The following is a 23,198-nucleotide window of genomic DNA, read 5'->3' as shown; positions in this document are numbered from 1 at the left end:
TTTCCGACGCGTAAGATAACACATCCGGCCCGCAATGGCGCAGCGGCGGGAAACCCGGCACAATGAAAGCTTCATCGATTGCCACAGGGTCCCCCATGAGCCGTGAATCTCGTTATTATTATGAACCCGCCGCCGGCCACGGCCTGCCGCACGATCCGCTGAACGCCATCGTCGGCCCGCGCCCCATCGGCTGGATCTCTTCCCGCAGCGCCGCCGGCTTGCGCAATCTGGCGCCCTACAGCTTTTTCAACTGCTTCAACTATCGCCCGCCCATCATCGGTTTCGCCAGCACTGGCTGGAAAGACAGCGTGGCGAATATCGTGGAAACCGGCGAGTTCGTTTGGAATCTGGCGACGCGCCCGCTGGCGGAAGCGATGAACAACAGCGCCATCAACCTGCCGCGCGGCGAGGATGAATTCGCCTTCGCCGGCGTCACGCCGCTGCCCGGGCGCCGGGTCAAAGCCGAGCGCGTGGCCGAAAGCCCGGTGAACTTCGAATGCCGCCTGACCCAGTGCATTCAGCTGCAAACCGCCGCCGGTGAACAGGTGGAAACCTGGCTGGTATTGGGCGAGGTGGTGGCGGTGCACCTCGATCCGGCGCTGCTGGACGAACACGGCGTCTACCAGACCGCCGCCGCCGAACCTATCCTGCGCGCCGGCGGCCCGACCGCCTACTATGGCATTTCCGAACAGCACCGTTTCGATCTGGCGCGCCCGACGCGCTGATCGTCTCCCCCCGTTTAGGCAGAAGATGAACGGGGGAATAAACAATCAAAAAATCTGAACAAAACCATCAACACTCTCCGATTTCATCCCGCCTGTCACTGCGCAATAATCTTCCCATCGAAAGGCAACCCCCTTTCTCCCTAATTCACTTTGACAGGAATGACGAACATGAAAACCATCAAAACTTTTGCTGCTGCTATCGCCCTGGCCACCGTTTCTTTCACTACTTTCGCCGCTGAGCACGTCAGCGCCCAGGATGCCGCCCAATTCGAAAAAGCCGGCGTGATCGTCGCCAGCGGTGCGACCGACCTGAGCAGCCTGAAGTCGCAGCTGGCCGCCAAAGCCGATGCGGCAGGCGCCAAGGCCTTCACCATCACCTCCACCAGCGGTAACAACCTGATGCACGCCACCGCGGTTATCTACAAATAATCACCGCCCCAGACGTCAAAAAGCCCGCCGGCTATAACCCCGGCGGGCTTTTTTTATGTTCAAGTGCATTAGCGCTGAATGGGTACGACAGCGAGTTTCTTACTGTCCGCTTCTTCAGCACCCCACGCGTAAACGAACCGGACAATGCTGCCGAAAACGGGTAGAAACCCCGTATTTAATGGGGTTTGCAGGGGGGATGAGCACACATTTTTTTACCACCCCATTGCTGGACTAACGGGAGAGGATGATTATCATGTTACGCAGACTACAGATGCAGAGAGCGTTGTATGCAACATATTATTGAAGGTTTCCTCAGTTTCCAGAAAGAGATTTTCCCGCAGCGTAAGGAACTCTTTCGCAGCCTGGCCTCCAGCCAAAATCCTAAAGCGCTGTTTATCTCCTGTTCTGACAGCCGCCTGGTGCCCGAGCTGGTGACGCAGCAAGAGCCTGGGCAACTGTTCGTTATCCGCAACGCCGGTAACATCGTCCCTTCCTTTGGCCCGGAGCCGGGTGGGGTTTCTGCGACTATCGAATACGCGGTGGTGGCGCTGGGCGTGACTGATATCGTGATTTGTGGCCACTCGAACTGTGGCGCCATGAAGGCTATCGCGTCCTGCCAATGCCTCGATCCCATGCCTGCTGTTGCCCACTGGCTGCACTACGCGGATGCGGCCAAAGCGGTGGTCGAGAAGAAAACCTGGAATAGCGAAACAGACAAAGTTAACGCTATGGTGGAAGAGAACGTTATCGCCCAGCTAAATAATATCAAAACCCACCCTTCTGTTGCGGTGGGTCTGCGCAACAGCGGGCTGCGCCTGCACGGCTGGGTGTACGACATCGAAAGCGGCGAAATTCGTACGCTGGATAGAAACACCAAGAGCTTCGTGTCCCTGGCCGATAATCCCGACGTCTATTTCGAATAAAATAACGCCCGGTTTTAACCATTAAATAAAATCCACGCTGCCGCGTGGATTTTATTGTCAGCCTTAAACCAAACGCGCCTCTATCGCCGCGGCGAAGTCGCGGCACATCCGTTCGTCACCGTCGGCGTTATCCGCCAATACCGTCTCGCCGTCCACCACCCGAATGTGCGCCTCCAAATCGAAATCCGCCGGCGGCTGCGGGCGCGCGGCGGCGGCGGCCATGGTCTGCTGCGCCTCGCGCCACGCCTGCGCCACTGTCTGGTTACAGGCCTGCGCCAGAGAGTCCGGGTTGAACCCTTCGCCGGTCAGGCTGCGCAGCGTGTCGTCATGGCTGACGCTGTTGCCCGGCAGCCAATAGTGTTGCGCCAGATCCGGGCCGATGGCCGGGTTGTCCGTCAGGTAACCGTCGCGCTGCAGGAAGAACTGGCGGGTTTGTTCCACCGCCATCATCGCCAGCAGATAGCCCTGGTAAGAGCAGGCAGACTCCAGCGACAGCAGATGCGGGATCGCCAGCGTCGGGCGCGGGCTGCCGCTGATGCCGAGGATCTTTTGCTCGACCTCGCGCGCCAGCGCGGTGATGGCTTCCGGCGTGCGCTGCTCATCATCCCACTGATACAGCGCCCACTCGAAGTACGGCACCAGCAGGATATGGCGTTCGTTAAACGCGCGCATCGGCTGGCGCGCCGCGATGCCGGCTTCGATCAGCGCATCGGGTACCGCTTCGCCGGCGGCGTTTTTCGCATAGCGTTTCAACCAGTCGGCGTCGTCCAGCAGGCTGTCGCAGAACATCGACTGGGTTTCGGCATAGGCCATTGAGGTCGGCGGGAACTCCTGCGAGAAGCACGGCGCATTCTGGCGAATGTTAGCGAAATGCGCCGCGTGGCCGCCTTCATGGAACAGGGTGTTGAGCCCGTAAGCGCCGCTGCCTACCTGCCCCGGCTGCGCCAGGCTGGTGAAGTTGATGCGCGCCGGCACCCATTCCCCTTGGCGCACAAACGGCGGCACCGGGCCGTGCATAAAGCCGTTCTCATACTTGCCTTTGCGCACCAGCAGATCGAGGTTCATCTCGGCGCCGCCAAAGCCGATGTGCAGGCGTTTGAAGCTGTCGACCCAGCGTTCCAGCGAACGCGAAAACGGGAAGTAAGGATCCAGTTGGCGGGTGACGTCGCCGGCGCTGGCGAAGCGCACGTTCCACGGCTCCAGCGCCTGGCTGCCCTTGTCGGCCGCCAGCTGCTGCAGGCTGCGCGCGTTGGCCTCGCGGGTTTCCCGCTCGAAACGATCCAGAATGGCGAACAGCTGCTCCGGCGTCATGCGCTCGGTTTTGTTCACCTTGTAGTCGAAATAGTTGCGATAGCCCATCTGGCGCGCAAAGCGGTTGCGCAGGCCAATCAGCTCCGGCAGGCCGTTATGCAGCAGCCATTGCTCCAGGTCGCGCAGCGCCTGCTGCGAGCTGCGGCGGTAGTCTTCGTTCGGGTTGGTCGCCTGGTTGGTCAACAGCTCGCCGAGCGAGGCCGCCACCCGCTGGCCGTCGACGTTCAGGTGCGTGACCTGATAGCCCTTGCGGCGCGAGTAGAGATCGGATTCGGCGTGGATGATCTGATCCAACAACGCCTGCGCCTGCGGATCTTCAATGGCGTTACAGTCGAAGAAACGCAGCCAGCCTTGTAGGCCGTGGATCAGCGCATCGCGCTGCGCCTCCTGCGGCAGCGTTTCCAATCCGGCCAGCAGATTGCGGATCTCGGCCAGCCGGCGCGGTTCGGCGATAAAGCGCTTATAGGCGCTTTCCGCGGCGGAAAAGCGCGCCGACACGTCTTCACCGCCGGTGCCCATGTAGTTTTGCCAGAACAGCTCTTCTTTGGCGCGGTGTACATCGAGGTAATCCTGGTTCAATTGATTGAAGTAATCGAGAGCCTGTTGCATAACCGTCCTTCTCAGCCGATGAGGAAATATCCCAGTATAGTCGCGCTCAGGCCTGATGCAGGCGCTGCAGCCCCTGTTCCAGCGTCTCGCTCTCGCCGGCGGCCACCAGGCAACAGGCGATCTGCTGCTGAATGGCCTGCGGGATCGCCACCTCGCCCGCCAGGCAGCGCTCGGTCCAGCGCGCGGTGGTTTCCGCGTCTTTCGCCGCCGGCAACGTCGGCGTTTCATCCTGCAAGGTGCGCTCCAGCAACACGCGCTGTTCGCCGCCGGCAATATAATGAATCTGCGGGCAGCGCAGCGGGTTGGCGTAGGCCTCGCCTTCGGTGCCGTGCATCAACAGCCCGCGGGCGCCGATCTGGCGGAAAAACGACGCCACCCGGCCGACATACTCCGGGTGTGAGACGCTGGCGAGGCGCAGCGCATCCTGTTCGCCGAACGGCGTCGCCAGCTTGGCCAGCGTATGGGCGCTGTTGCGCACCCCCATGCGCCAACGCAACCCGAGCTGCCGCGCCAGCGGCGCCGACAGCGTGGAAACCGGCATGAATACCGCCTCGCCGTTATCGAGACGCTGCTGGGCGTGAGCGGCCTGTTCCGACCACGGCAGCCCCAGGGCGCGAAAAATCTCGGCGCTGGTCACGCGGGTACTGTCGTCCAGCACGCCATGCACCACCACCGGCAGGCCCACTTTCGCAAGCAGCAGCGCCAGCAGCGGCGTCAGGTTGGCCTGCTTGCGCGCGCCGTTGTAGCTCGGCAGCACCACCGGCAATGGCCGCCCCTGCGGCGCCTGCAGCAGCAACACCTGCTGCTGCATCGCCTGGTAGAAGCCCAGCATCTCCTCTTCGGCCTCACCCTTGATGCGCAGCGCGATCAGAATGCCGCCCAGCTCCAGCTCGGGGACCGCCCCGGCCAGCATCGCCTGATACAGCTCAAAAGCGGTCTGCCGGTCCAGGTCGCGCGCATGATTTTTGCCGCGGCCTATTTCTTTGATAATTTTGGTGTAATCCATCCGAAGGTTCCCCTTGCTCACTCTTCGGTTAGCATACCCTATCCGCGCCGCCGCTCAACCTCCGCCGCCAGCCGCCGCTGCGTTTCATCCCCTTCGCGCAGCCCGGCGATCACCCCATCGGCATCGTCGGCGCTGCGGTTTTGGCTCATCTTCCATTTGCCTTCGCGCCGGGTGACGGCGATCTCGATACCGACAATGCCTTTTAGCTGCGCGGCGATGTAGTTGGCCGGCGCGTCGTCGAGCCGCCAGGGCGCCGGGCGGCGCCCTTCCTGTTGCGCCGTCAGGTCGATCAGCTGGCGGCGCAGCCAGGCCGGGTCGTCCATTACCGTCGGCACGCCATACAGTTGCACCATGCTGTAATTCCAGGTCGGCACCACTTTGCCGGTCTGGCGCTTGCTCGGGTACCAGCCGGGCGACACATAACCTTCCAAACCCTGAAAAATCACCAGGCATTCCGCCGCGTGCTGCAGCCGCCGCCAGTGCTCGTTGGCGCGCGACAGATGCGCCCGCAGCCGGATCTGCCCCTGTTCGACATCGGCCAGAAACGGCAGCGGATCGGCCGTCAATCCCTGCTCACCGTGGCTGACCAATAGCCCCAACGGGTGGGCGCGCACCAGCGCCAGTTGGGCATCCAGATCGTCTTCGCAAAATGCGGCGGGTTGAAACATCAGTGTGGCTCCTTACGCTCTCTCATGATGACCACAGTAAAGCACCCGCCGGCGGCCTACTTAAGATCCGCTTTCTGACTATTTCGAGTGATCCGGTTTAACAAGATCAGGGCAATGCCCATCGCCAACAGATTAAATACCATGGCGCCGGCAAAGGCCTGCGCATAGCGTTCCGCCGCGCCGCCGCTCGCCAGCAGCGGCACGAAGCCGACGCCGCTGACCACGATGCCCAGCGCGCCTCCCACCTGCTGCACGGTGGCAACCAGGCCCGCCGCCATGCCCGCCTGCCGCTCCTGCGCCAAACCGAGCACCAGATTCAGCAGCGGCGTCATGCTCAGCGCCTGGCCGAATCCCAGCACCACCAACCCCGGCAGCAGCCGCAGCGGATGCGCCAGCGCCGCGCCCCACAGCGCCTGAGCCATCAACAGCGCCAACCCGGCGGCGTAAATCGCCACGCCCACGCTCAGTACGCCGTTGCCCCAACGCAGCGCCAGCCAGGGCGCTAGCATCGACGCCAGCATAAAGGCCGCGCTGGCCGGGGCGAACAGGCTGCCCGCCTGAAAAGGCGTCAGCCCCGCCCCCGCCTGCAGCAGCAGCGCGAAGCACAAGAAAAACGAGGAGGCGGTGGCATAAATCGCCAGCACCACCGCCATGCCCGGCGCGAAGCCTGCCTGGCGTAACAGCGCCGGATCGAGCACCGCATCGCCGCCGCGCCGCGCCAGACGGCGCTCCCAACGCAGGAAGCTCCACAGCGTCACCATCGCCAACGCCAGCATCGGCGCTATCCACCACGGCCAGCCGCGCGCCGGCCCCTCCAGCAGCGGCAGCAGCAACAGCGACAGGCCGATCGCCGCCAGCCACAGGCCTACGCCGTCCAGCCGCTGCGCCTGCGCCACCCGCGATTCGGGAATGCGCCGCGCCGCCCACAGTGCCAGCGCGCCGATCGGCAAATTGATCAAAAAGATCATGCGCCAGCCGCTGCCGAACAGGTTGGCCTCGATGATAAATCCGCCGAGGATCTGGCCGAAGATCGCCGCCAATCCCAGCGTCATGCCCAGCCAGGCGAAGGCGCGCCGCCGCTGTTGCGGCGCGTACAGCACCCGCATCAAGGCGTAGATCTGCGGGAACAGCAGCGCCGCCGCCGCCCCCTGCAGGATACGCGCCGCGATCAGCAGGTTGAGCGATCCCGCCAGCCCGCACAGCAGAGAGCTCAGTGTAAATCCCAACATGCCGAGGCTGAACAGACGCCGGCGCCCGAAGCGATCCCCCAGGCGCCCGCCGGCGATCAGCAGCACCCCGAACGCCAGTTCATAGCCGGCGACGATCAAACCGACACCGGCAAAATCGGCGGCGAACTGCCGCTGGATCACCGGCGCCGCCACGTTGACCACAAACAGATCGAACACCGTGACGAAACCGCCCAACAGCAGTACCGGCAGGCCGGGCAATGCCCGCCGTTCACGAGATAATGAATGTTCCATACCACCTCCAGCGATTATGATGGCCGCAGTATGGAACAGGGTTTAAACTGTTACTATATAGCCATTTATACTATTACTAACAGCAACAGGACGGCCGCCATGCCCCCACGTACCCTCGAGCGCACCCGCCACGAACTGGCGGATTTTCTACGTCAAAAGCGAGAACAGCTGTCGCCGCAGGCGGTCGGTTTGCCGAGCGGCAGCCGCCGCCGCACGCCGGGATTGCGACGCGAGGAGGTCGCGGCGCTGGCCGGCGTCGGCCTCACCTGGTACACCTGGCTGGAACAAGGCAGGGAAATCAATGCGTCGGTGGCATTTTTGGAGAACCTGGCGCGGGTGCTGCAGCTCGACGCCGCCGGCCGCTACCACCTGTTTTTATTGGCGCATCAGCGGCCGCCGGTGCCGGTCGGCCATCAGTGGTGCCAGGTCTCGCCGCTGGTACGGCGGCTGCTGGACGACCTTGTGCTGCGGCCGGCCTACGTCATGAACCTGAGTTGGGATATCATCGCCTGGAACCCTGCGGCGCAGCGACTGTTCGCCATCGGCGAACGCCCGGCGGAAGAGCGCAACATGTTGTGGATGCTGTTTGCCGATCCGCAACTTAATGCGCGCCTGTTGGAGTGGGAGGCGCAGGCGCCGCAAATCCTGGCCAGCTTCCGCCGCGACTATGCCCGCGCGCCGGAGGATGAGGTAATGCGCCAACGTGTACAGGCGCTGGAGCGAGTGTCGCCGCCGTTCCGCCGGCTCTGGCGGCAGCACGATATCCACGGGCGCTGCCAGGGGCGGCGCAGCTTCACCCTCCCGGAGATCGGTCCGGTCACCTTTGACCACGCCTCTTTCATCGTCGACGAAGAGAATCACCTGCGGCTGGTGATGTACAGCGCGCTGCCGGACGAACCGGCCAGCGCGGCATTTGAAGCGCAGCTGCGCGAGGGTTAGCGGCGGCTGTCGAAAATGAGCTTGCAGGCCAGCCCGGCGAATACCCCGCTCAGCAGGTAGTTCGGCCAGCGGGCGCTGAAGCGGCGGCCGGCGAAGCGGCTTTTCATGCCGCTGACCGCCAGGATCACCCCACCGTTAATCAGCAACCCCACCAGATTCAGCACCGTCGCCAGCGCCAACATCTGCACCACCACCGAGCCTGAACGCGGATCGATAAACTGCGGGAACAGCGCCAGCACGAACAGCGCCATTTTCGGGTTGAGGATGTTGGTGAACAGCCCCTGGCGGAAGATACGCGCCGTCGGCACCGCCTGCAACCCGGCGGAAGCCTGCAAACTGCTGCCGGATCGCAGCGTTTTCCACGCTAGATAGAGCAGATAGGCGGCGCCCAGCATTCTTACCGCGTCGTAGGCCAGCGGCACGGCGACGAACAGTTGCGACAACCCCAGCGCCGCCGCCAACGCGTGGCAATACGTGCCGAGCTGAATGCCCGCCAGCGAAGCGAAACCGGCGCGCCGCCCCTGGCTGACGCTGCGCGAAGCGATCAACAGCATATCCGGGCCGGGGGTCAGCGCCAGCGCCACGCAGGCACCGGAAAACAACAACAGCGTTGCGGCATCAATCATGAATCACCTGATAAGAAGAGGGACGGGAATGGAGCGTCCATCATAGCGACGCCGACGTGGCTTGTCAGCGCCGCCTCGCGTCAGATCACCCACAGATCGAGATACTCGTTGACCGGCATCTGCGCCAGCCGCTGCCGGTCCAGCGACACCTCGAGAATGCGCTGCTGCTGCAGCGCCGGGAACTGGCGCGCCAGGTTGGTTTTGAACTTCTCGATCAGCAGTGGGATGCCCTCTTCGCGCCGCCGTGCATGGCCGATAGGGTACTCCACCGCCACCTCATCCAGGCGGCTGCCGTCGGCGAACTCCACCGTCAGCGCATTGGCGATCGAGCGTTTTTCCGGATCGTGATAATCGCGGGTGAAGACGGGATCTTCATGGCAGTGGATCTTGCCGCGCAACGCGTCGATGCGCGGATCCTCGGCCACCCGATCCTCGTAGTCCGCCGCCGTCAGCCGGCCGAACAGCAGCGGGATCGCCACCATATACTGAATGCAGTGATCGCGATCCGCCGGGTTATCCAATGGCCCCTGCTTGTCGATAATACGCAGGCAAGCCTCGTGAGTGCGGATGCTCACCCTGGCGATGTCGGCGGCGGTTTTACCGGCGGCCTGCATCAAGCGGTGCAGCGTCATGGCCGCCTCCACGGCGGTCTGGGCATGGAACTCCGCCGGGAACGAAATTTTAAACAGCACGTTCTCCATCACGTACGCGCCGTACGGCCGCTGGAAGCGGAAAGGCTTGCCGTTGAAAGAGACGTCGTAGAACCCCCAGGTCGGCGCCGTCAGCGCCGAGGGGTAGCCCATCTCGCCGGTGGCGGCCATCAGCGCCAGCCGCACCGCGCGGGCGGTCGCATCCCCCGCCGCCCAGGATTTGCGGGTGCCGGCGTTCGGCGCGTGGCGATAGGTACGCAGCGACTGCCCGTCCACCCACGCCAGCGACACCGCATTCAGGATCTCCGCCCGGCTCAGGCCGAGCAGCTGCGCCACCACCGCGGTGGACGCCACCTTCACCAGCAGCACGTGATCCAACCCCACCCGGTTGAAGGCGTTTTCCAGCGCCAGACAGCCCTGGATCTCATGCGCCTTGATCATGGCGATCAACACCTGCCGCATGGTCAGCGGCACCTTGCCCGCCGCCACCGCCTGGCGCGAGAGCCAGTCGGCCACCGCCAGGATCCCGCCCAGGTTGTCCGACGGGTGGCCCCACTCCGCCGCCAGCCAGGTGTCGTTGAAGTCGAGCCAGCGGATCATGGCGCCGATATTGAACGCCGCCTGCACCGGATCCAGCTGGAAGCGGGTGCCCGGCACCCGGCTGCCGTTCAGCACCTCGGCGCCCGGCACCACCGGCCCCATCAGTTTCTTGCAGGCCGGATAGCTCAGCGCCTCCAGCCCGCAGCCGAGGGTATCGAGCAGGCAATAGTGGGCGGTGCGGTACGCCGCCGGGGTATCGACGGCCTCTTTCATCACATAATCGACGATATCGACCATTTCGCGATCGAACGGCGGACGGCGGGTATTGGCAGACTCAAGCATCATGATTCCCAAAGGCTCCATAGTGAATAACGATCGGCGCTCAGCGCTGATCCAGCGGTACGAACGCCCGCGCTTCCGGCCCGGTATAGTTGGCGGACGGGCGAATGATTTTGTTGTCCTGCCGTTGCTCGATGATGTGCGCCGACCAGCCGCTCACCCGCGCCATGACAAACAGCGGCGTGAACATTTCGGTGGGCACCCCCAGCTGGTGATAAGACACCGCCGAGAACCAGTCGAGGTTGGGGAACATCTTTTTGGTGTCGCGCATCACGCTTTCCAGCCGATCGGCGATGTCATACAGCTTCATCGCCCCCGCTTCCTGCGACAGGCGCAGCGCGATCTCTTTGATCACCTGATGGCGCGGATCGGAGACGGTGTACACCGGGTGCCCGAAGCCGATCACCACCTCTTTGTTGTCGATGCGGCGGCGAATGTCGGCTTCCGCTTCGTCCGGCGTTTCATAGCGTTGCTGGATCTCCAGCGACACCTCGTTGGCGCCGCCGTGTTTCGGCCCGCGCAGCGCGCCAATGGCGCCGACGATCGCCGAATAGACGTCGGATCCGGTGCCGGCGATCACCCGGCCGGCGAAGGTCGAGGCGTTGAACTCATGCTCGGCGTACAGGATCAAGGAAGCGTGCATCGCCTGTTCCCAACTGGCGGAAGGCGCTTCGCCGTGCAGCAGGTGCAGGAAGTGGCCGCCGATGGAATCGTCGTCGGTCTCCGGCTGAATGCGCTCGCCGTTGTGGCTGTAGTGATACCAATACAGCAGCATCGATCCCAGCGACGCCAGCAGCCGGTCGGCGATGTCGCGCGCGCCGGCCGCGCCGTGCTGCTCTTTTTCCGGCAGCGTGCAGCCAAGGGCCGAGACGCCGGTGCGCATTACGTCCATCGGGTGAGACGCCGCAGGCAACGCCTCAAGCACCGTGCGCACGCTGGCGGGCAGGCCGCGCAGCGCTTTGAGACGGTGTCTGTAGGCCTGCAGCTCATCGCGGTTGGGCAATTTGCCGTGGATCAGCAGGTGGGCAACCTCTTCAAACTCGCAGTGGCGCGCGAGATCGAGAATGTCGTAACCGCGGTAGTGCAGATCGTTGCCGCTGCGCCCTACGGAGCACAGTGCGGTATTCCCGGCGGGCACGCCGGATAACGCCACGGATTTTTTCGGCTTATCGCCAGTCGGGCTTTGCGGGGGGATCGCTTGGCTCATACTGTCCTCGTTTGGCTTCTGCGTGAATGGCGCTTATTCGTCGCGCTGGCGAGCGAACAGAGCGTCGAGTTTCTCTTCGAACAAATAGTAGTTGATGCTTTCGTACAGCTCGTTGCGGGTCTGCATGGTGTCGATGACGCTTTTCTGCGTGCCCTCCTCGCGCAGGGCGCGGTATACCCGCTCCGCCGCGCGGTTCATCGCCCGGAAGGCCGACAGCGGATACAGCGCCATATCCACCTGGGTGCTGCGCAACTCGTCGGTGGTAAACAGCGGCGTCGCGCCGAACTCGGTGATATTGGCCAGGATCGGCACCTGCGTCGCTTCAGCGAAGCGGCGGTACATGCCCAGTTCGGTGATCGCTTCCGGGAACAGCATGTCGGCCCCGGCCGCCACGTAAGCCTGAGCGCGCTCGATGGCCGCCTCCAGCCCCTCCACTGCCAGCGCGTCGGTGCGCGCCATGATCACGAAGTCCGGATCGCTGCGCGCATCCACCGCCGCCTTGATGCGATCCACCATCTCTTCGGTGGAGACGATGGCCTTATTGGGCCGATGGCCGCAGCGCTTGGCGCCGACCTGATCTTCGATATGCAGCGCCGCCGCCCCGGCCTTGCTCACCGAGCGCACCGTGCGGGCAACGTTGAACGCCGAAGCGCCGAAACCACTGTCCACATCCACCAGCAGCGGCAGCGGGCAAACGTCGGTGATGCGGCGAATGTCGGTCAGCACATCGTCCAGGGTCGAAATGCCCAGATCCGGCAGCCCCAGCGAACCGGCCGCCACGCCGCCGCCGGAAAGGTAGATGGCCTGGAATCCGGCCCGCTGGGCCAGCAGCGCATGGTTAGCGTTGATCGCGCCGGCGATTTGCAGGGGTTTTTCTTTACTCAGGGCCTGACGAAAGGCGAGCCCGGGTGAGCGCAGCGTCATGACGTTTTCTCCGATTAGCCAGATGAAACAGACAGAGCAAGGGGCGGGCCAGGTTGTACTTCAGTGAGGGGAAAAATTAAACGCGATAAAAATAAGTGAGTTACAACATCTTCAGCGCCATTAGCCTGGCAAAGGAGTAAAAAACGTTTCAGTTAACGTTTCAATCGTTGTTTCACACAGTAAATTTGAAACATCACTGAAACCGGGCTACACCTAATGCAGCCACTTCCATTTGGTAACCCACCATGAGCGATCACGTCACGCCGGACAAACCGGTGATCTGGACCGTCTCCATCACCCGCCTGTTCGATCTGTTCCGGGACATCAGCCTCGAGTTCGACCATCTGGCAACCATCATCCCGATCCGCCTCGGCTTTGAGGAGGCGGTGCAGCACATCCGCGCCCGCCTGGCAACCGAGCCTTGCGACGCCATCATCGCCGCCGGCTCCAACGGCGCCTACCTGAAAAGCCGGCTGTCGGTGCCGGTCATCCTGGTCAAGCCCGGCGGTTTCGATCTGCTGCAGGCGCTGAGCAAGGCGCGCAGAACCGCCGATCGGATCGGCGTCATCACCTATAAGACCCCTCTGCCCGCGCTGCTGGAGTTCCAGCAAACCTTCGATCTGCCGCTGGAGCAGCGCAGCTACGTCACCGAAGAAGACGCCCGCGGCCAGATCGCCGAGCTGAAAGCCGCCGGCATTCAGGCGGTGGTCGGCGCCGGCCTCATCAGCGATCTGGCGGAAGAGGCCGGGCTCACCGCCATTTTTCTCTATTCCGCCGCCACCCTGCGCGCCGCCTTCAGCGATGCGCTGGACGTGACGCGCCTGATGCGGGGCGGCAGCAAACGCGGCGGCGATTACGCCGCGCGCAATACCCTGCAACCGCGCTACGGGCTGGACGATTTGCAGGGCGAGTCCCCGCAGATGGAGCAAACGCGGCGCACCATCATGCTGTACGCCCGCTCGCCGGCGGCGGTATTAATTGAAGGAGAAACCGGCACCGGCAAGGAGCTGGCGGCGCAGGCGATCCACCGGGAATACTTTTCCCGGCGCGGCGCACCGGCCAGGGGCGCGACGCCGCCGTTCGTCGCCATCAACTGCGGCGCCATCGCCGAATCGCTGCTGGAGGCGGAGCTGTTCGGCTATGAGGAAGGCGCCTTTACCGGCTCACGGCGCGGCGGCCGACGCGGGCTGCTGGAAACCGCCAACGGTGGCACCCTGTTTCTGGATGAGATCGGCGAAATGCCGCTGCACCTGCAAACCCGGCTGCTGCGCGCGCTGGAAGAGAAGGCCGTCACCCGAGTCGGCGGGCAGCAGCCGGTGGCGGTCGACTTTCGCGTCATCAGCGCCACCCACAACCACCTGGAGCAGGCGATTCAACGGGGCGACTTTCGCGCCGATCTGTTCTACCGCCTGAGCGCCCTGCGGCTGCAGCTGCCGCCGCTGCGGGCGCGCGGCGACGATATCGCGATGCTGGCGGAACACTTTCTGAAACGGTCACTGGCGGCGCTCGACGTGCCGCTGACGGAGCCGCTGCGCGCCGCCATGGCCGGCTGTTACGCCGCGCTGAATCATTACGCCTGGCCCGGCAACCTGCGCGAACTGCGCAACATGATGGAGCGGGTGGCGCTGATGCTGAGCACCGGCGCCGCGCCGAGCGGCGAGACGCTGCGCTGGCTGCTGCCGGAGCTGGCGACGGGCACGCCGCCCGAGACGCCGCCAGCGCCCGTCTCCGCCCACGAAGCGCTGGCGCGATGTGGGGGCGACCACGCCGCCGCCGCCCGGTTGCTCGGGATCAGCCGAACCACCTTATGGCGCCGGTTGAAACACCCGGCCTGAGGCTCAGCCGGCGCGCCGGCCGTCCGAGGCCGGCAGCAGCCGCGCTCGCCGCTCGCCCAGCAGGTTCATGCCCGCCGCCGCCAGCAGAATGATCGCCGCGCCCAGCAGCTGCCACGCCGACAGGCGGTGGCCAAACGCCAGGCGATCCACCAGCATGGCGGCGACCGGGTAGATGAACGACAGTGAGCCGATCAGGTTGGTCGGCAGCTTCTGCAGGGCGCCGTACATCAACACATACATCAGGCCGGTGTGCAGCACGCCGAGCGTCGCCAGCATTCCCCACTGCCCAACGCTGGCCGAAACGTGGAAATCCACCAGCGGCAACAGCATCACCGCCCCCACCGCCACCTGGATCAGCGCAATAAGATGCGGCGGCGTGCCCTTCAGCCGCTTGGCCGCCAGCGCCATCAGGGCGTAGAAAAACGCCGCCCCGAGCGCCAGCGCGATGCCCGCCAAATAATGACTCTGTTCCCCCGCCTGCCGCGGCTGCGCCAGCACCACCAGCATCATGCCGCCGAACGCCAGCCCCAGCCACAGCAGCTTGCGGGCGGTCAGCCGCTCCCCCAGAAACAGCGCCCCCAGCCCCACCAGTATAAACGGCTGGGTGTTGTACACCGCCGTGGCGATGGAGATAGAGGCATAGGAATAGGCGGCAAACAGCAGCAGCCAGTTGATCACCAGCGCGACGCCGCCGGCGATCGCCAGCAGCAGCGTGGCGCGCGTCAGCGCATCGCGCCGCAGCTGCCCCAGCGCGCCGCACACCGCCAGCAGCACCAGCGCCCCCACCGCGCAGCGCCAAAACACCACGTTGACCACCGGCTGGCCGGACATCAGCACAAACCAGCCGATGGAGCCGGAAATCAGCATCGCCGCCGTCATCTCCAGCGAGCCGCGTTTTATCTCTGCATTCATTCTGCGTTCCTCCAAACTTGCCCAGAGGCATAGCTTGCGGCTTCGCGGGACGGCTTTCCATAGCATAAAAAAGGCAGATATGCTTAACTGCCTTTTTCTCGTAGCTATAATAAAGAAAATACCTAACGGAGGCGTTATGGATGATATCGATCGCCAGATCCTGACTCTTTTGGCGCAGGACGCACGCGCGTCGTTGAAGACGCTGAGCGCGCAGGTGGGGCTGTCATCGCCGAGCACGTCGGAAAGGCTGCGGCGGCTGGAGGAAAGCGGCGTGATCCAGGGCTATACCCTGAACGTCAATCTGCAGGCGGTGGGCTACGCCTTCGAGTCACTGGTGCGTATCAAGCCGCTGCCGGGCATGCTGAAGAAGGTTGAACAGCTGATTCAGGCGATCCCGGAAGTGGTCGAGTGCGATAAGGTGACCGGCGAAGACTGCTTTATCGTGCGGCTGGTGGCGCACTCGATGGAACAGCTCGACCACACCCTCGATCGGCTGGCCGAGCATGCGCAGAGCAACACCTCGATCGTGAAAACCACGCCGGTCAAACGCCGCCTGCCGCCGCTGCTCTGATTAACGCCGCCGCTTGCGGGCAAACGGGTTGCCGCGCTTCTTCTCTTTTTTGGCCGCGTCGGCGGCGGATTTCAGCGCCGCCAGATGCGCCTTGTCGGCCTCCGGCACCGCGCGCTGTTCGATCGGGAACACCGGCAGCGACGCCAACAGCCGCGAACCGTAGTTTTTGGTCAACAGCCGGCGATCGTAGATCACGATCTCGCCGTAGCATTGGTTGCTGCGGATCAGGCGGCCGACCTGCTGGATCAGGTTGAACGAGGCGCTCGGCAGGCTCTGCACTTCGAAAGGATAGCGCTTCAGCGATTTCAGCCACTCGCCTTCGGTAATGATCACCGGGCTGTCGATCGGCGGGAACGCAATTTTGTGAATGTGTACCTGGGTCAGCAGCTCGCCTTTCAGATCCAACCCTTCGGCGAACGATTGCAGCCCCACCAGCACGCTGGCGACGCCCTTCTCCACCCGCTTGCGGTGTTCTTCCACCAGCCGGTAGCGCGGCTGGTCGCCCTGCACCAGCAGCATCAGCCGCAGATCGGTCACGTAGCTGAGGAAAGTCTGCATCGCCCGGTGGCTGCTGAACAGGATCAGCATGCCTTTGTGTTTGCCGCTCGCCTGCTCGGCGCGGAAACATCGCGCCATCTCCTCGAGGTGCTCCGCCTCGTTGGCGAGCGCCGGTTCATAGCGCATTTGCGGAATGACAATCTTGCCCTGTTCGACATGATTGAACGGCGAAGAGAGCGTTTCGAAGCGATCGCCGGCCTTCTCGCTCAACCCGCTCATCTCCTGCAAACGCGCGAAGCTGTTCAGCGAACGCAGCGTGGCCGAGGTGACCACCACGTGCGGCACCTTGCGCCACAGCAGCTTCTCCAGCTGGTCGCTGACGCGGATGCCGACGCAGTGCAGGTAGAGATGGGTAACGTTATCGCGCAGCTCGCGCGTGACCCATTTGGAGATCGGCGCGTTGGACGACTTGTCGAGCGCCGCCAGCCGCCACAGCTTGCTCATCGCTTCCAGATAGCCCAGCGTGCGGCTCATCTGAATGATCGACCGGTGCAGGCGCACGATGTCATGCTTGCCGGTCTGCTCGGTGAGATCGTTAAGCACGAACTCCGCCAGCCCGCGCAGCGCATCGGTCAGTTTGAACAGCCGCGCGCAACTCTCCACCATCTCCGCCGGCAGCTCGCCCATTTCAAAACGGTGCTCGGCTGCCACGCTGTCGCCGGGCAGGTAGGCGCTGACCTGATGCTCGAAGATCTGCACCAGCTCGCGCAGCTCCTCACAATGGTTCTTCAGCCGCTCGCTGTTGGCCAGCCCCGGCGGATTCTTCGGCCGGTACTGCGTCATGCACTGCTCGACCTGCCGCACGATCATGTCCAGCTGCAGGTTGGTCGACAGCGCGGTAATTTCCCCATCGATCTCCAACGCGTCGCGCGCCACCTCAGGCAAATGGTGGCCTTCGTCCAACACCAGCAGCAGCTCTTTCGGGTTCGGCAGCACCGACTCCGTCTCCAGTGCCGCCATCACCAGAGCGTGATTAGCCACCACCACGTCGGCGCTCTCGATCTCTTTGCGGGCAATATAGAACGGGCATTCGCGAATGTAGTGGCAGTTGCGCCCCAGGCAGTTGGCCTTGTCGGTGCTCAGCTTGGCCCACAGCGGATCGTCGATGCTTTGTTGATAGTGATCGCGCAGCCCATCCCACTCGAAGCGAGCCAGCGCCTTGGTCAGCTTCTGGCACAGCGCCTGCTCTTCGCCGCTGGACGGCGCCAGCTCGTCGTCGAGGAACAGCGTCAGATCGCCCTGTTGACTGACGTCGGTGCTCATCGCCGCCAGGTTGCGCGGGCACACGTAGCGCCCACGGCCAAAGGCGCCGGTAAATTTCAGATCGGGGATAATCTTCTTCAGCAGCGGCAAATCTTTGCTGTAGATCTGGTCCTGCAGCGCCACGTTGGCGGTGCTGACCACCAGCGGTTTGCTCTCCGCCCGCCCGACGGCGATGCCCGGGATCAGGTAAGACAGCGTTTTACCGACGCCGGTCGGCGCCTCGATCGCCAGATGGCGCGGGTAGTCACCGGCCAGCGTCTTCGCCACCTCGGCGATCATCTGGCGCTGGGGCGCGCGGGAAATAAAATCCGGTATTTGCTGCTGCAGGGCTTTGTACCACTGGCCAATCTGATCTTTAACTGCGGAGGAGAGCGCCATTCAACTCTTATCTAAACGAAATGATGGCGCTATTGTCCCACAGACCGCCCGCGGCGTCAGCCCGAGTTACGTCTGCGGATCGATCATCGAGGCGCGCCCGGCGCTGAACGACCACTCGTCCAACTGGGTGGTGGTGATCACCACCATCACATCCTCGGGGCGCAGCCGCAGGTTTTCCGCCAGCAACGCCGCCAGCCGCCCGTAGAAACGCCGCTTGGTGTCGGTGTCGCGCGGCCGCCCGGCGGTGATATAAAACAGCACGAAATCCGCGCTGCGCGGCCCGCCGAGATAGTCGCGATCGTAGATAAGCTCACCGGGGCGGTATTGATCGATCACCTGAAATTTATCCGTCGGCGGCACCTCAAAGGCCTCCACCAGCGCCTGATGCAGGCTGTCGGACAGGGTTTGCAGATAGTCGGCGGACTTGCCCTGAAGCAGGGCGATACGGCTAAACGGCATGATTGGCCTCCTGTTCCAGCTCGCGCAGGCGCGCCACGGCCGACGCCGCCGCGGGCCAGCCGGCGTAGAACGCCAGATGGGTGATGAGCTCGGCCAGCTGCTGACGCGTCACGCCGTTGCGCTGCGCCAGCTGCAGGTGAAACGGCAGCTGTTCCACGCGGTTGAGCGCCACCAGCGCGGCGACGGTAATCAGGCTGCGCTCGCGCGGGCTCAGCGCCGGCCGCTGCCAAATATCGTCAAACAACACTCGGTCGCTGAGCTGCGCCAGCTTGGGGGCAATATCGCCGAACGCCTGTTGCCCGGCCTGGGATTCTGATGGCATCACACTCTCCTGTCAGTTGCGGATAGCCTTACGCTACCCGCCGCCGCAGCGAGTGAAAATCGGGATTTTCGGCAGTCTCGGTTCAGAAAAACGGGAGGGTTCCCCGCCGGGCGGCGGGGAGGATTCACGATTCCAGCGGGGCAACGCCGTCGAACTGCGCGCTCAGCAGCGCATTCAGCTCCGGCCGCTGTTCCACCCGTTCAGCGATGGCGTACAGCCGCGGACAGTGTTGCCGGAACCACGCGCGACCCGGCCGCCAGTGGCACATCACCGCCACGTACAGATCCAACGCGCTGAAGCTCTTGCCGAGAAACCACGGGCCCGCTGCGCCGGCGGCGGCGTTCAGCTGCTGCAATAAACGCTCGCGATAAGCCATTACCGCGTTTTTCAGCTGTTCCGCCCCCGCCGCCTGCGGCTGCCAGTGCTGCGGATGGTCGGCATAGGTGAAGGTGGGGTAAATCTCCGCGTTGATGAACAGCAGCCAGCGCAGAAAACGCGGCAACAGCGGCGAACCGCCGGGCGGCGCCAGCTCGGCATGCGGTGCGCGATCGTGCAGCAGCAGAATAATCGCCGCACTCTCCGTCATCACTTCGTCATTGGGCAACACTAAGGTGGGCACCTGACCCAACGGGTTCAGCGCCAGCAGGCGATCGCGCTCCGGGCCGTCCTGCGTGTAGTCCACTTCCTCATAGCCCCAGGGGAAAGCGGTCAACGCCAACGCGGCGGCCACGATCGTCGAGCCGCAGCCCTGCGTACCGAACAAAGTATAAGTATCGTGCATGATTCCTCCCGCAGCGGAACAAGGTATCGGTAACTGTAGACCAGCCGCCGACCATCGGCTGAAGAAAAAATTCACCCTTTGCGCGACTTTTTTAATCGTTCGACATGAAAATGAATTTTTTGTCATAAATAGATCACATTACTACGGTAAAAATTCTCCGCCGCAAACAATCAGGCGGCACAGTAAAACAGCAATGCAACTGATGATAAGCGTCTTTCAATCGAATAAAGCAGGGTAACTCATGAAACGTAATCTTCTGGCCGTTATTATTCCGGCACTTTTACTTGCGCAAGCGGCACAGGCAGCAGAAATCTACAATAAAGACGGCAACAAACTCGATTTTTACGGTCGTGTGAAAGCCCTGCATTATTTCTCCGATGATGCCGGCAACGACGGTGATAAAACCTACGTCCGTATCGGCTTTAAAGGCGCGACTCAGATTAATGACATGCTGACCGGTTACGGCCAGTGGGAATATCAGATCGCCGCCAACCATTCTGAATCCGACGGCACTAAAGACACTAAAACGCGTCTGGGCTTCGCCGGTCTGAAATATAAAGACTTCGGCTCTTTCGATTACGGTCGCAACTACGGCATTATTTACGACGTCGGCGCCTGGACGGATATGCTGCCTGAATTCGGCGACGATGCTTACGTCAAGACCGACAACTTCATGAACGGCCGCACCAACGGCGTTGCCACCTATCGTAATAACAACTTCTTCGGTCTGGTTGACGGCCTGAAATTCGCCGTGCAGTACCAGGGCAAGAACGAAAACGACGGCCGCTCCGCCAGCAAGGCGAACGGCGACGGTTGGGGCCTTTCCTCCAGCTATGAAATTATCGACGGCCTGAGCGTGGGTGCCGCCTATGCCTCTTCCAACCGTACCGCCAGCCAGAAAGCGGGCACCTTCGGCAAAGGCGACAAGGCCGATATCTGGGCCGCCGGTATGAAATACGACAACAACGATGTCTACCTGGCTGCCACCTACTCGGAAAGCCGCAACATCGCGCCTATTTCCGGCACCGCCACCATCAATAACCGTTCCACCTCCGTCAGCGGCTTCGCCAATAAAGCGGAAGGCTTGGAATTGGTTGCGCAATATCAGTTCGATTTCGGTCTGCGCCCATCGCTGGGTTACGTTCAGCAGAAAGGCAAAGATATTGAAGGCATCGGCGATGCCGACCTGGTGAAATATATCGATGTCGGCGCGTACTACTATTTCAACAAGAACATGTCGACCTATGTCGATTATAAAATCAACCAGCTCGACAGCAATAACAAGCTGGGTCTGAAAGACGACAACGTGATTGCCGTCGCCCTGACCTACCAGTTCTGATGTGATGAATGAATAACCACCACTGCAAACTTTAGCGTCACTTGATACCCAGAGTTTTATTTCGCCGGGCGGCTGCGTCCGGCTTTTTTGTTTTTATTTTCCCGCCAACGAATGCCCCCGCTTGCCTTGCAAAACAAACGGGTCTACATGTATAGCTTTCCCCCCGAGCGGAATCAGCCATGCATAACGACGGACGCTTCGACTACCACAACGCCCTGCGCTACAGCAGCAACGAACTGGCAAACATCCTCAACCACTGTTTTGAAAACTACATCGTGCGCTTCGTGCTCGACGGACCGACCTTCGCCGCCCGCTTCGGCGCTGAGGATCTCAGCCTGAACGACAGCCTGATCGTCACCCACCGCCATGAACCGGTGGCGGTGGCGCTGATCGCCCGCCGCGGCCGGCACAGCCGGATTGCGGCCTTTTCCGTGCGCCCGGAGATGCGCGGCCAGGGGCTGGGCAAGGCGCTGATGCAGCGGCTGGTGGCGGATGCCCGCCAGCGCGGCGACCGACGGCTGTCGCTGGAAGTGATCGAAGGCAACGAAGCCGCGCTGGCGCTGTATCATCGCGCCGGGCTGCGCATCGTGCGCACCCTGAGCGGCCATCAGGCGCCGGCGGAAGCGCCGCCAGGCACGGCGGCGCTGCAGGCAGTCGATCCGCTGACCGTCAGCCATCGCCTGACGGCGGAAGGCGCCACCGACCTGCCCTGGCTGATCGCCCCCGAATCGCTGTTCAAGCTGCCGGGCAAACCGCAGGCCTATACGCTCAATCGTCAAGCCTACGCCGTGGTGATGCCCGGCGCCGAGCACTGCTGGCTGCGCCTGATCTACGTGCCGCCGCAGCACCGCGGCCAGGGGCATGCGCGCGCCTTGCTGGCCGCCCTGCAAACGCGGTTCGCCCCTTTGCCGCTGACCGCCAACGTCTTTGTGCCCGAGGTGGCGGCCCCCTTCTTTACGCATCTTGGCTGGCGGCAGGATCCCCTGCGCCAGTTCGAGATGGATATGCTGCTGGACAGCCCACAAGAATAAAACCGAGAGAGATAACGATGGCAGGAAAACAGGCAAGGAAACTCACCCTCGGCGCGGCGGTCGGCGTCGCGCTGCTGACGTTGGCCGGTTGCGCGCAGCCGCCGCACACCGACGCCCAGGCCCAGCAACGGCTGGCGGATCAGTCGGTGCTGGCGGTGAACTGGTTCCAACAGTCCGGCGAATACCAGGCGTTGGCGCATCAGGCGTTCAACAGCGCGCAGCGCGCCTTCGATCAGGCCAAGGCCGCGCCGGGCCGTAAAAAGGCGGTGGTGGTCGATCTGGATGAAACCATGCTGGACAACAGCGCCTACTCCGGCTGGCAGGCGCAGCAGGGCCAGCCGTACGACGGCGCCACCTGGGCCCAATGGACGCAGGCCGAACAGGCCGGCGCGGTGCCGGGCGCGGTGTCGTTTGCCCGTTACGTTAACACCCATCAGGGGACGATGTTCTACGTATCGAACCGCAAGCAGAGCGAGTACGCCGCCACAGTGGCCAACATGCAGAAGCTCGGTTTCACCGGCATGTCGGAAAAGACCGTGCTGCTCAGCACCGACACCTCCAATAAGCAGGCGCGCTTCGACGCCATCAAACAAGCCGGCTATGACATCGTGGTGTACGCGGGCGACAACCTGAACGACTTCGGCGCCGCGACTTATCACAAGGACAATGCGCAGCGCCGGGCGTTCGTCAGCGAGAACCAGGGCAAGTTCGGCACCGAATTTATCGTGCTGCCCAACCCGCTGTACGGCGATTGGGAAAGCGGGCTGGCCCGCGATTACAACAAGCTGACGCCGCAGCAGAAGCTGCAGGTGCGCCAACAGGCGATCAAAGCCTGGCGCGGGCGCTAAGCCTCACAGCAGTTTGTACATATAGCAGGTGGCCTCCAGCGCCCCGCCGTCGCTGGCGCGGGCGTATTGCGGGATGTCACCTGCCGCTTCGAACCCCAATTGGCGGTACAACCCCTGCGCCGCACTGCCTCTCAGGGTATCCAGCACCAACAGGCTGCGGCGATGACGCGCCGCCAGCGCCTGCACTTCCTGCATCAACAGCCGCGCGACGCCCTGCCGCCGCGCCTGCGGGTGCACCATCAGCTTGACCACTTCCGCCCGGTGGCGGCCATTGTCCGGCATCGCCAACAGCAGCTGCACGGTGCCGACCGGCCGCCCGTTCGCGAGCGCCACCAGCATCGCGCGCTCGCCCCGCGCCAGGGCCGGCAGCAGCCCCTGCCAAAACGCCCGCGCCTGTTCCAGCGTAAAAGGCATGACAAAACCGATGCTGGCGCCGTGCGCCACGCTGGCGTGCAGCATTTCGGCCAGGTCGGCCATGGCGTTGTGCGCCGCGTCGGCGTCCCACTGTTGTAATTCAATCATGG

Annotated in this window: 23 protein-coding genes; 9 read left to right on the top strand and 14 right to left on the bottom strand. The window is 63.2% G+C overall.

The window, feature by feature from the left end:
* Positions 1-95 precede the first annotated feature (95 nt).
* The 3 genes from EKL15_RS10185 to EKL15_RS10175 all read left to right on the top strand — a co-directional run bounded on the left by EKL15_RS10185 (position 96) and on the right by EKL15_RS10175 (position 2,077).
* A complete protein-coding gene (locus tag EKL15_RS10185; protein ID WP_049200915.1) occupies positions 96-725 on the top strand; it encodes a flavin reductase family protein in 630 nt (209 codons plus the stop codon).
* Between the two features lie 168 nt (positions 726-893).
* Positions 894-1,154 carry a YdgH/BhsA/McbA-like domain containing protein gene (locus tag EKL15_RS10180; protein ID WP_015377148.1) on the top strand — a complete coding sequence of 87 codons (261 nt, stop codon included), beginning with the start codon at positions 894-896 and terminating at the stop codon, positions 1,152-1,154.
* Positions 1,155-1,441: 287 nt separating this feature from the next.
* Complete coding sequence (locus EKL15_RS10175) at positions 1,442-2,077, top strand: carbonic anhydrase (RefSeq protein WP_004939270.1); 636 nt, start codon at positions 1,442-1,444, stop codon at positions 2,075-2,077.
* A gap of 63 nt (positions 2,078-2,140) precedes the next feature.
* Here EKL15_RS10175 and EKL15_RS10170 read toward each other — a convergent pair whose 3' ends face one another.
* Genes EKL15_RS10170 through EKL15_RS10155 form a run of 4 tightly spaced genes read right to left on the bottom strand, consistent with a single transcriptional unit; the run spans position 2,141 to position 7,152 of the window.
* A complete protein-coding gene (locus EKL15_RS10170) occupies positions 2,141-3,997 on the bottom strand; it encodes a M3 family metallopeptidase (protein WP_060421238.1) in 1,857 nt (618 codons plus the stop codon).
* Between the two features lie 46 nt (positions 3,998-4,043).
* Entirely contained in the window at positions 4,044-5,003 is a 960-nt protein-coding gene (gene ybiB / locus EKL15_RS10165) for a DNA-binding protein YbiB (protein ID WP_060440408.1), read from the bottom strand.
* 38 nt (positions 5,004-5,041) lie between these two features.
* Positions 5,042-5,671 carry an FMN-binding negative transcriptional regulator gene (locus tag EKL15_RS10160; protein WP_203089403.1) on the bottom strand — a complete coding sequence of 210 codons (630 nt, stop codon included), beginning with the start codon at positions 5,669-5,671 and terminating at the stop codon, positions 5,042-5,044.
* 56 nt (positions 5,672-5,727) lie between these two features.
* Positions 5,728-7,152: an MFS transporter gene (locus tag EKL15_RS10155; protein ID WP_203089401.1), complete on the bottom strand. Its 1,425-nt coding sequence runs from the start codon at positions 7,150-7,152 to the stop codon at positions 5,728-5,730.
* A 99-nt stretch (positions 7,153-7,251) separates the two neighbouring features.
* On the opposite strand from EKL15_RS10155, the gene EKL15_RS10150 reads away from it, so the two are divergent.
* Positions 7,252-8,091, top strand: coding sequence for a helix-turn-helix transcriptional regulator (locus tag EKL15_RS10150; protein ID WP_203089399.1), 840 nt, complete (start codon positions 7,252-7,254; stop codon positions 8,089-8,091).
* Here the strand turns inward: EKL15_RS10150 and EKL15_RS10145 are convergent.
* From EKL15_RS10145 to prpB, 4 genes are all read right to left on the bottom strand, one after another.
* Complete coding sequence (locus tag EKL15_RS10145) at positions 8,088-8,717, bottom strand: LysE family translocator (protein ID WP_048321374.1); 630 nt, start codon at positions 8,715-8,717, stop codon at positions 8,088-8,090. The two genes, EKL15_RS10150 and EKL15_RS10145, sit on opposite strands and share 4 nt — an antisense overlap.
* Positions 8,718-8,797: 80 nt before the next feature.
* Positions 8,798-10,249, bottom strand: a complete 1,452-nt coding sequence (locus tag EKL15_RS10140; protein ID WP_147839637.1) for a bifunctional 2-methylcitrate dehydratase/aconitate hydratase — start codon at positions 10,247-10,249, stop codon at positions 8,798-8,800.
* 40 nt (positions 10,250-10,289) lie between these two features.
* Positions 10,290-11,453 (bottom strand): 2-methylcitrate synthase, encoded by a 1,164-nt coding sequence (gene prpC / locus EKL15_RS10135; protein WP_100396100.1) that lies wholly within the window; start codon positions 11,451-11,453, stop codon positions 10,290-10,292.
* A 33-nt stretch (positions 11,454-11,486) separates the two neighbouring features.
* The gene (prpB, locus tag EKL15_RS10130; RefSeq protein WP_100396101.1) at positions 11,487-12,377 is read right to left on the bottom strand and encodes a methylisocitrate lyase; all 891 of its coding nucleotides are present in this window, start codon (positions 12,375-12,377) and stop codon (positions 11,487-11,489) included.
* Between the two features lie 245 nt (positions 12,378-12,622).
* On the opposite strand from prpB, the gene prpR reads away from it, so the two are divergent.
* Positions 12,623-14,212, top strand: a complete 1,590-nt coding sequence (prpR, locus tag EKL15_RS10125; protein ID WP_203089398.1) for a propionate catabolism operon regulatory protein PrpR — start codon at positions 12,623-12,625, stop codon at positions 14,210-14,212.
* 3 nt (positions 14,213-14,215) lie between these two features.
* Here the strand turns inward: prpR and EKL15_RS10120 are convergent, their stop codons facing one another.
* Positions 14,216-15,124: a DMT family transporter gene (locus EKL15_RS10120; RefSeq protein WP_060421219.1), complete on the bottom strand. Its 909-nt coding sequence runs from the start codon at positions 15,122-15,124 to the stop codon at positions 14,216-14,218.
* Positions 15,125-15,260: 136 nt separating this feature from the next.
* Between EKL15_RS10120 and EKL15_RS10115 the strand changes: the two genes are divergently transcribed.
* Positions 15,261-15,695 carry an Lrp/AsnC family transcriptional regulator gene (locus EKL15_RS10115; protein ID WP_038880548.1) on the top strand — a complete coding sequence of 145 codons (435 nt, stop codon included), beginning with the start codon at positions 15,261-15,263 and terminating at the stop codon, positions 15,693-15,695.
* Here EKL15_RS10115 and dinG read toward each other — a convergent pair whose 3' ends face one another.
* The 4 genes from dinG to EKL15_RS10095 form a co-directional block, all read right to left on the bottom strand.
* Positions 15,696-17,894 carry an ATP-dependent DNA helicase DinG gene (gene dinG, locus EKL15_RS10110; RefSeq protein ID WP_033637643.1) on the bottom strand — a complete coding sequence of 733 codons (2,199 nt, stop codon included), beginning with the start codon at positions 17,892-17,894 and terminating at the stop codon, positions 15,696-15,698.
* 66 nt (positions 17,895-17,960) lie between these two features.
* Complete coding sequence (locus tag EKL15_RS10105; RefSeq protein WP_084826590.1) at positions 17,961-18,353, bottom strand: tautomerase family protein; 393 nt, start codon at positions 18,351-18,353, stop codon at positions 17,961-17,963.
* A complete protein-coding gene (locus tag EKL15_RS10100) occupies positions 18,343-18,675 on the bottom strand; it encodes a carboxymuconolactone decarboxylase family protein (RefSeq protein ID WP_049200944.1) in 333 nt (110 codons plus the stop codon). Before EKL15_RS10100 ends, EKL15_RS10105 begins: the two co-directional genes overlap by 11 nt.
* 124 nt (positions 18,676-18,799) lie before the next feature.
* A complete protein-coding gene (locus EKL15_RS10095) occupies positions 18,800-19,456 on the bottom strand; it encodes a glutathione S-transferase family protein (RefSeq protein WP_100396103.1) in 657 nt (218 codons plus the stop codon).
* Positions 19,457-19,697: 241 nt separating this feature from the next.
* Between EKL15_RS10095 and ompC the strand changes: the two genes are divergently transcribed.
* The 3 genes from ompC to EKL15_RS10080 all read left to right on the top strand — a co-directional run bounded on the left by ompC (position 19,698) and on the right by EKL15_RS10080 (position 22,674).
* The gene (ompC, locus tag EKL15_RS10090; protein ID WP_038880563.1) at positions 19,698-20,795 is read left to right on the top strand and encodes a porin OmpC; all 1,098 of its coding nucleotides are present in this window, start codon (positions 19,698-19,700) and stop codon (positions 20,793-20,795) included.
* 179 nt (positions 20,796-20,974) lie between these two features.
* Positions 20,975-21,826, top strand: coding sequence for a GNAT family N-acetyltransferase (locus EKL15_RS10085; protein ID WP_100396104.1), 852 nt, complete (start codon positions 20,975-20,977; stop codon positions 21,824-21,826).
* 17 nt (positions 21,827-21,843) lie between these two features.
* A complete protein-coding gene (locus EKL15_RS10080; protein ID WP_100396105.1) occupies positions 21,844-22,674 on the top strand; it encodes a 5'-nucleotidase, lipoprotein e(P4) family in 831 nt (276 codons plus the stop codon).
* A gap of 3 nt (positions 22,675-22,677) precedes the next feature.
* Here the strand turns inward: EKL15_RS10080 and EKL15_RS10075 are convergent, their stop codons facing one another.
* Entirely contained in the window at positions 22,678-23,196 is a 519-nt protein-coding gene (locus tag EKL15_RS10075; RefSeq protein WP_100396106.1) for a GNAT family N-acetyltransferase, read from the bottom strand.
* Positions 23,197-23,198 lie beyond the last annotated feature (2 nt).

Origin of the sequence: Serratia sp. 4542 (assembly GCF_016805595.1) — a bacterium.
In the GTDB taxonomy this organism is placed as follows: domain Bacteria; phylum Pseudomonadota; class Gammaproteobacteria; order Enterobacterales; family Enterobacteriaceae; genus Serratia; species Serratia nevei.
The sequence above is the reverse complement of the archived record's forward strand: the minus strand, read 5'-3'. Positions and strand labels throughout refer to the sequence as shown.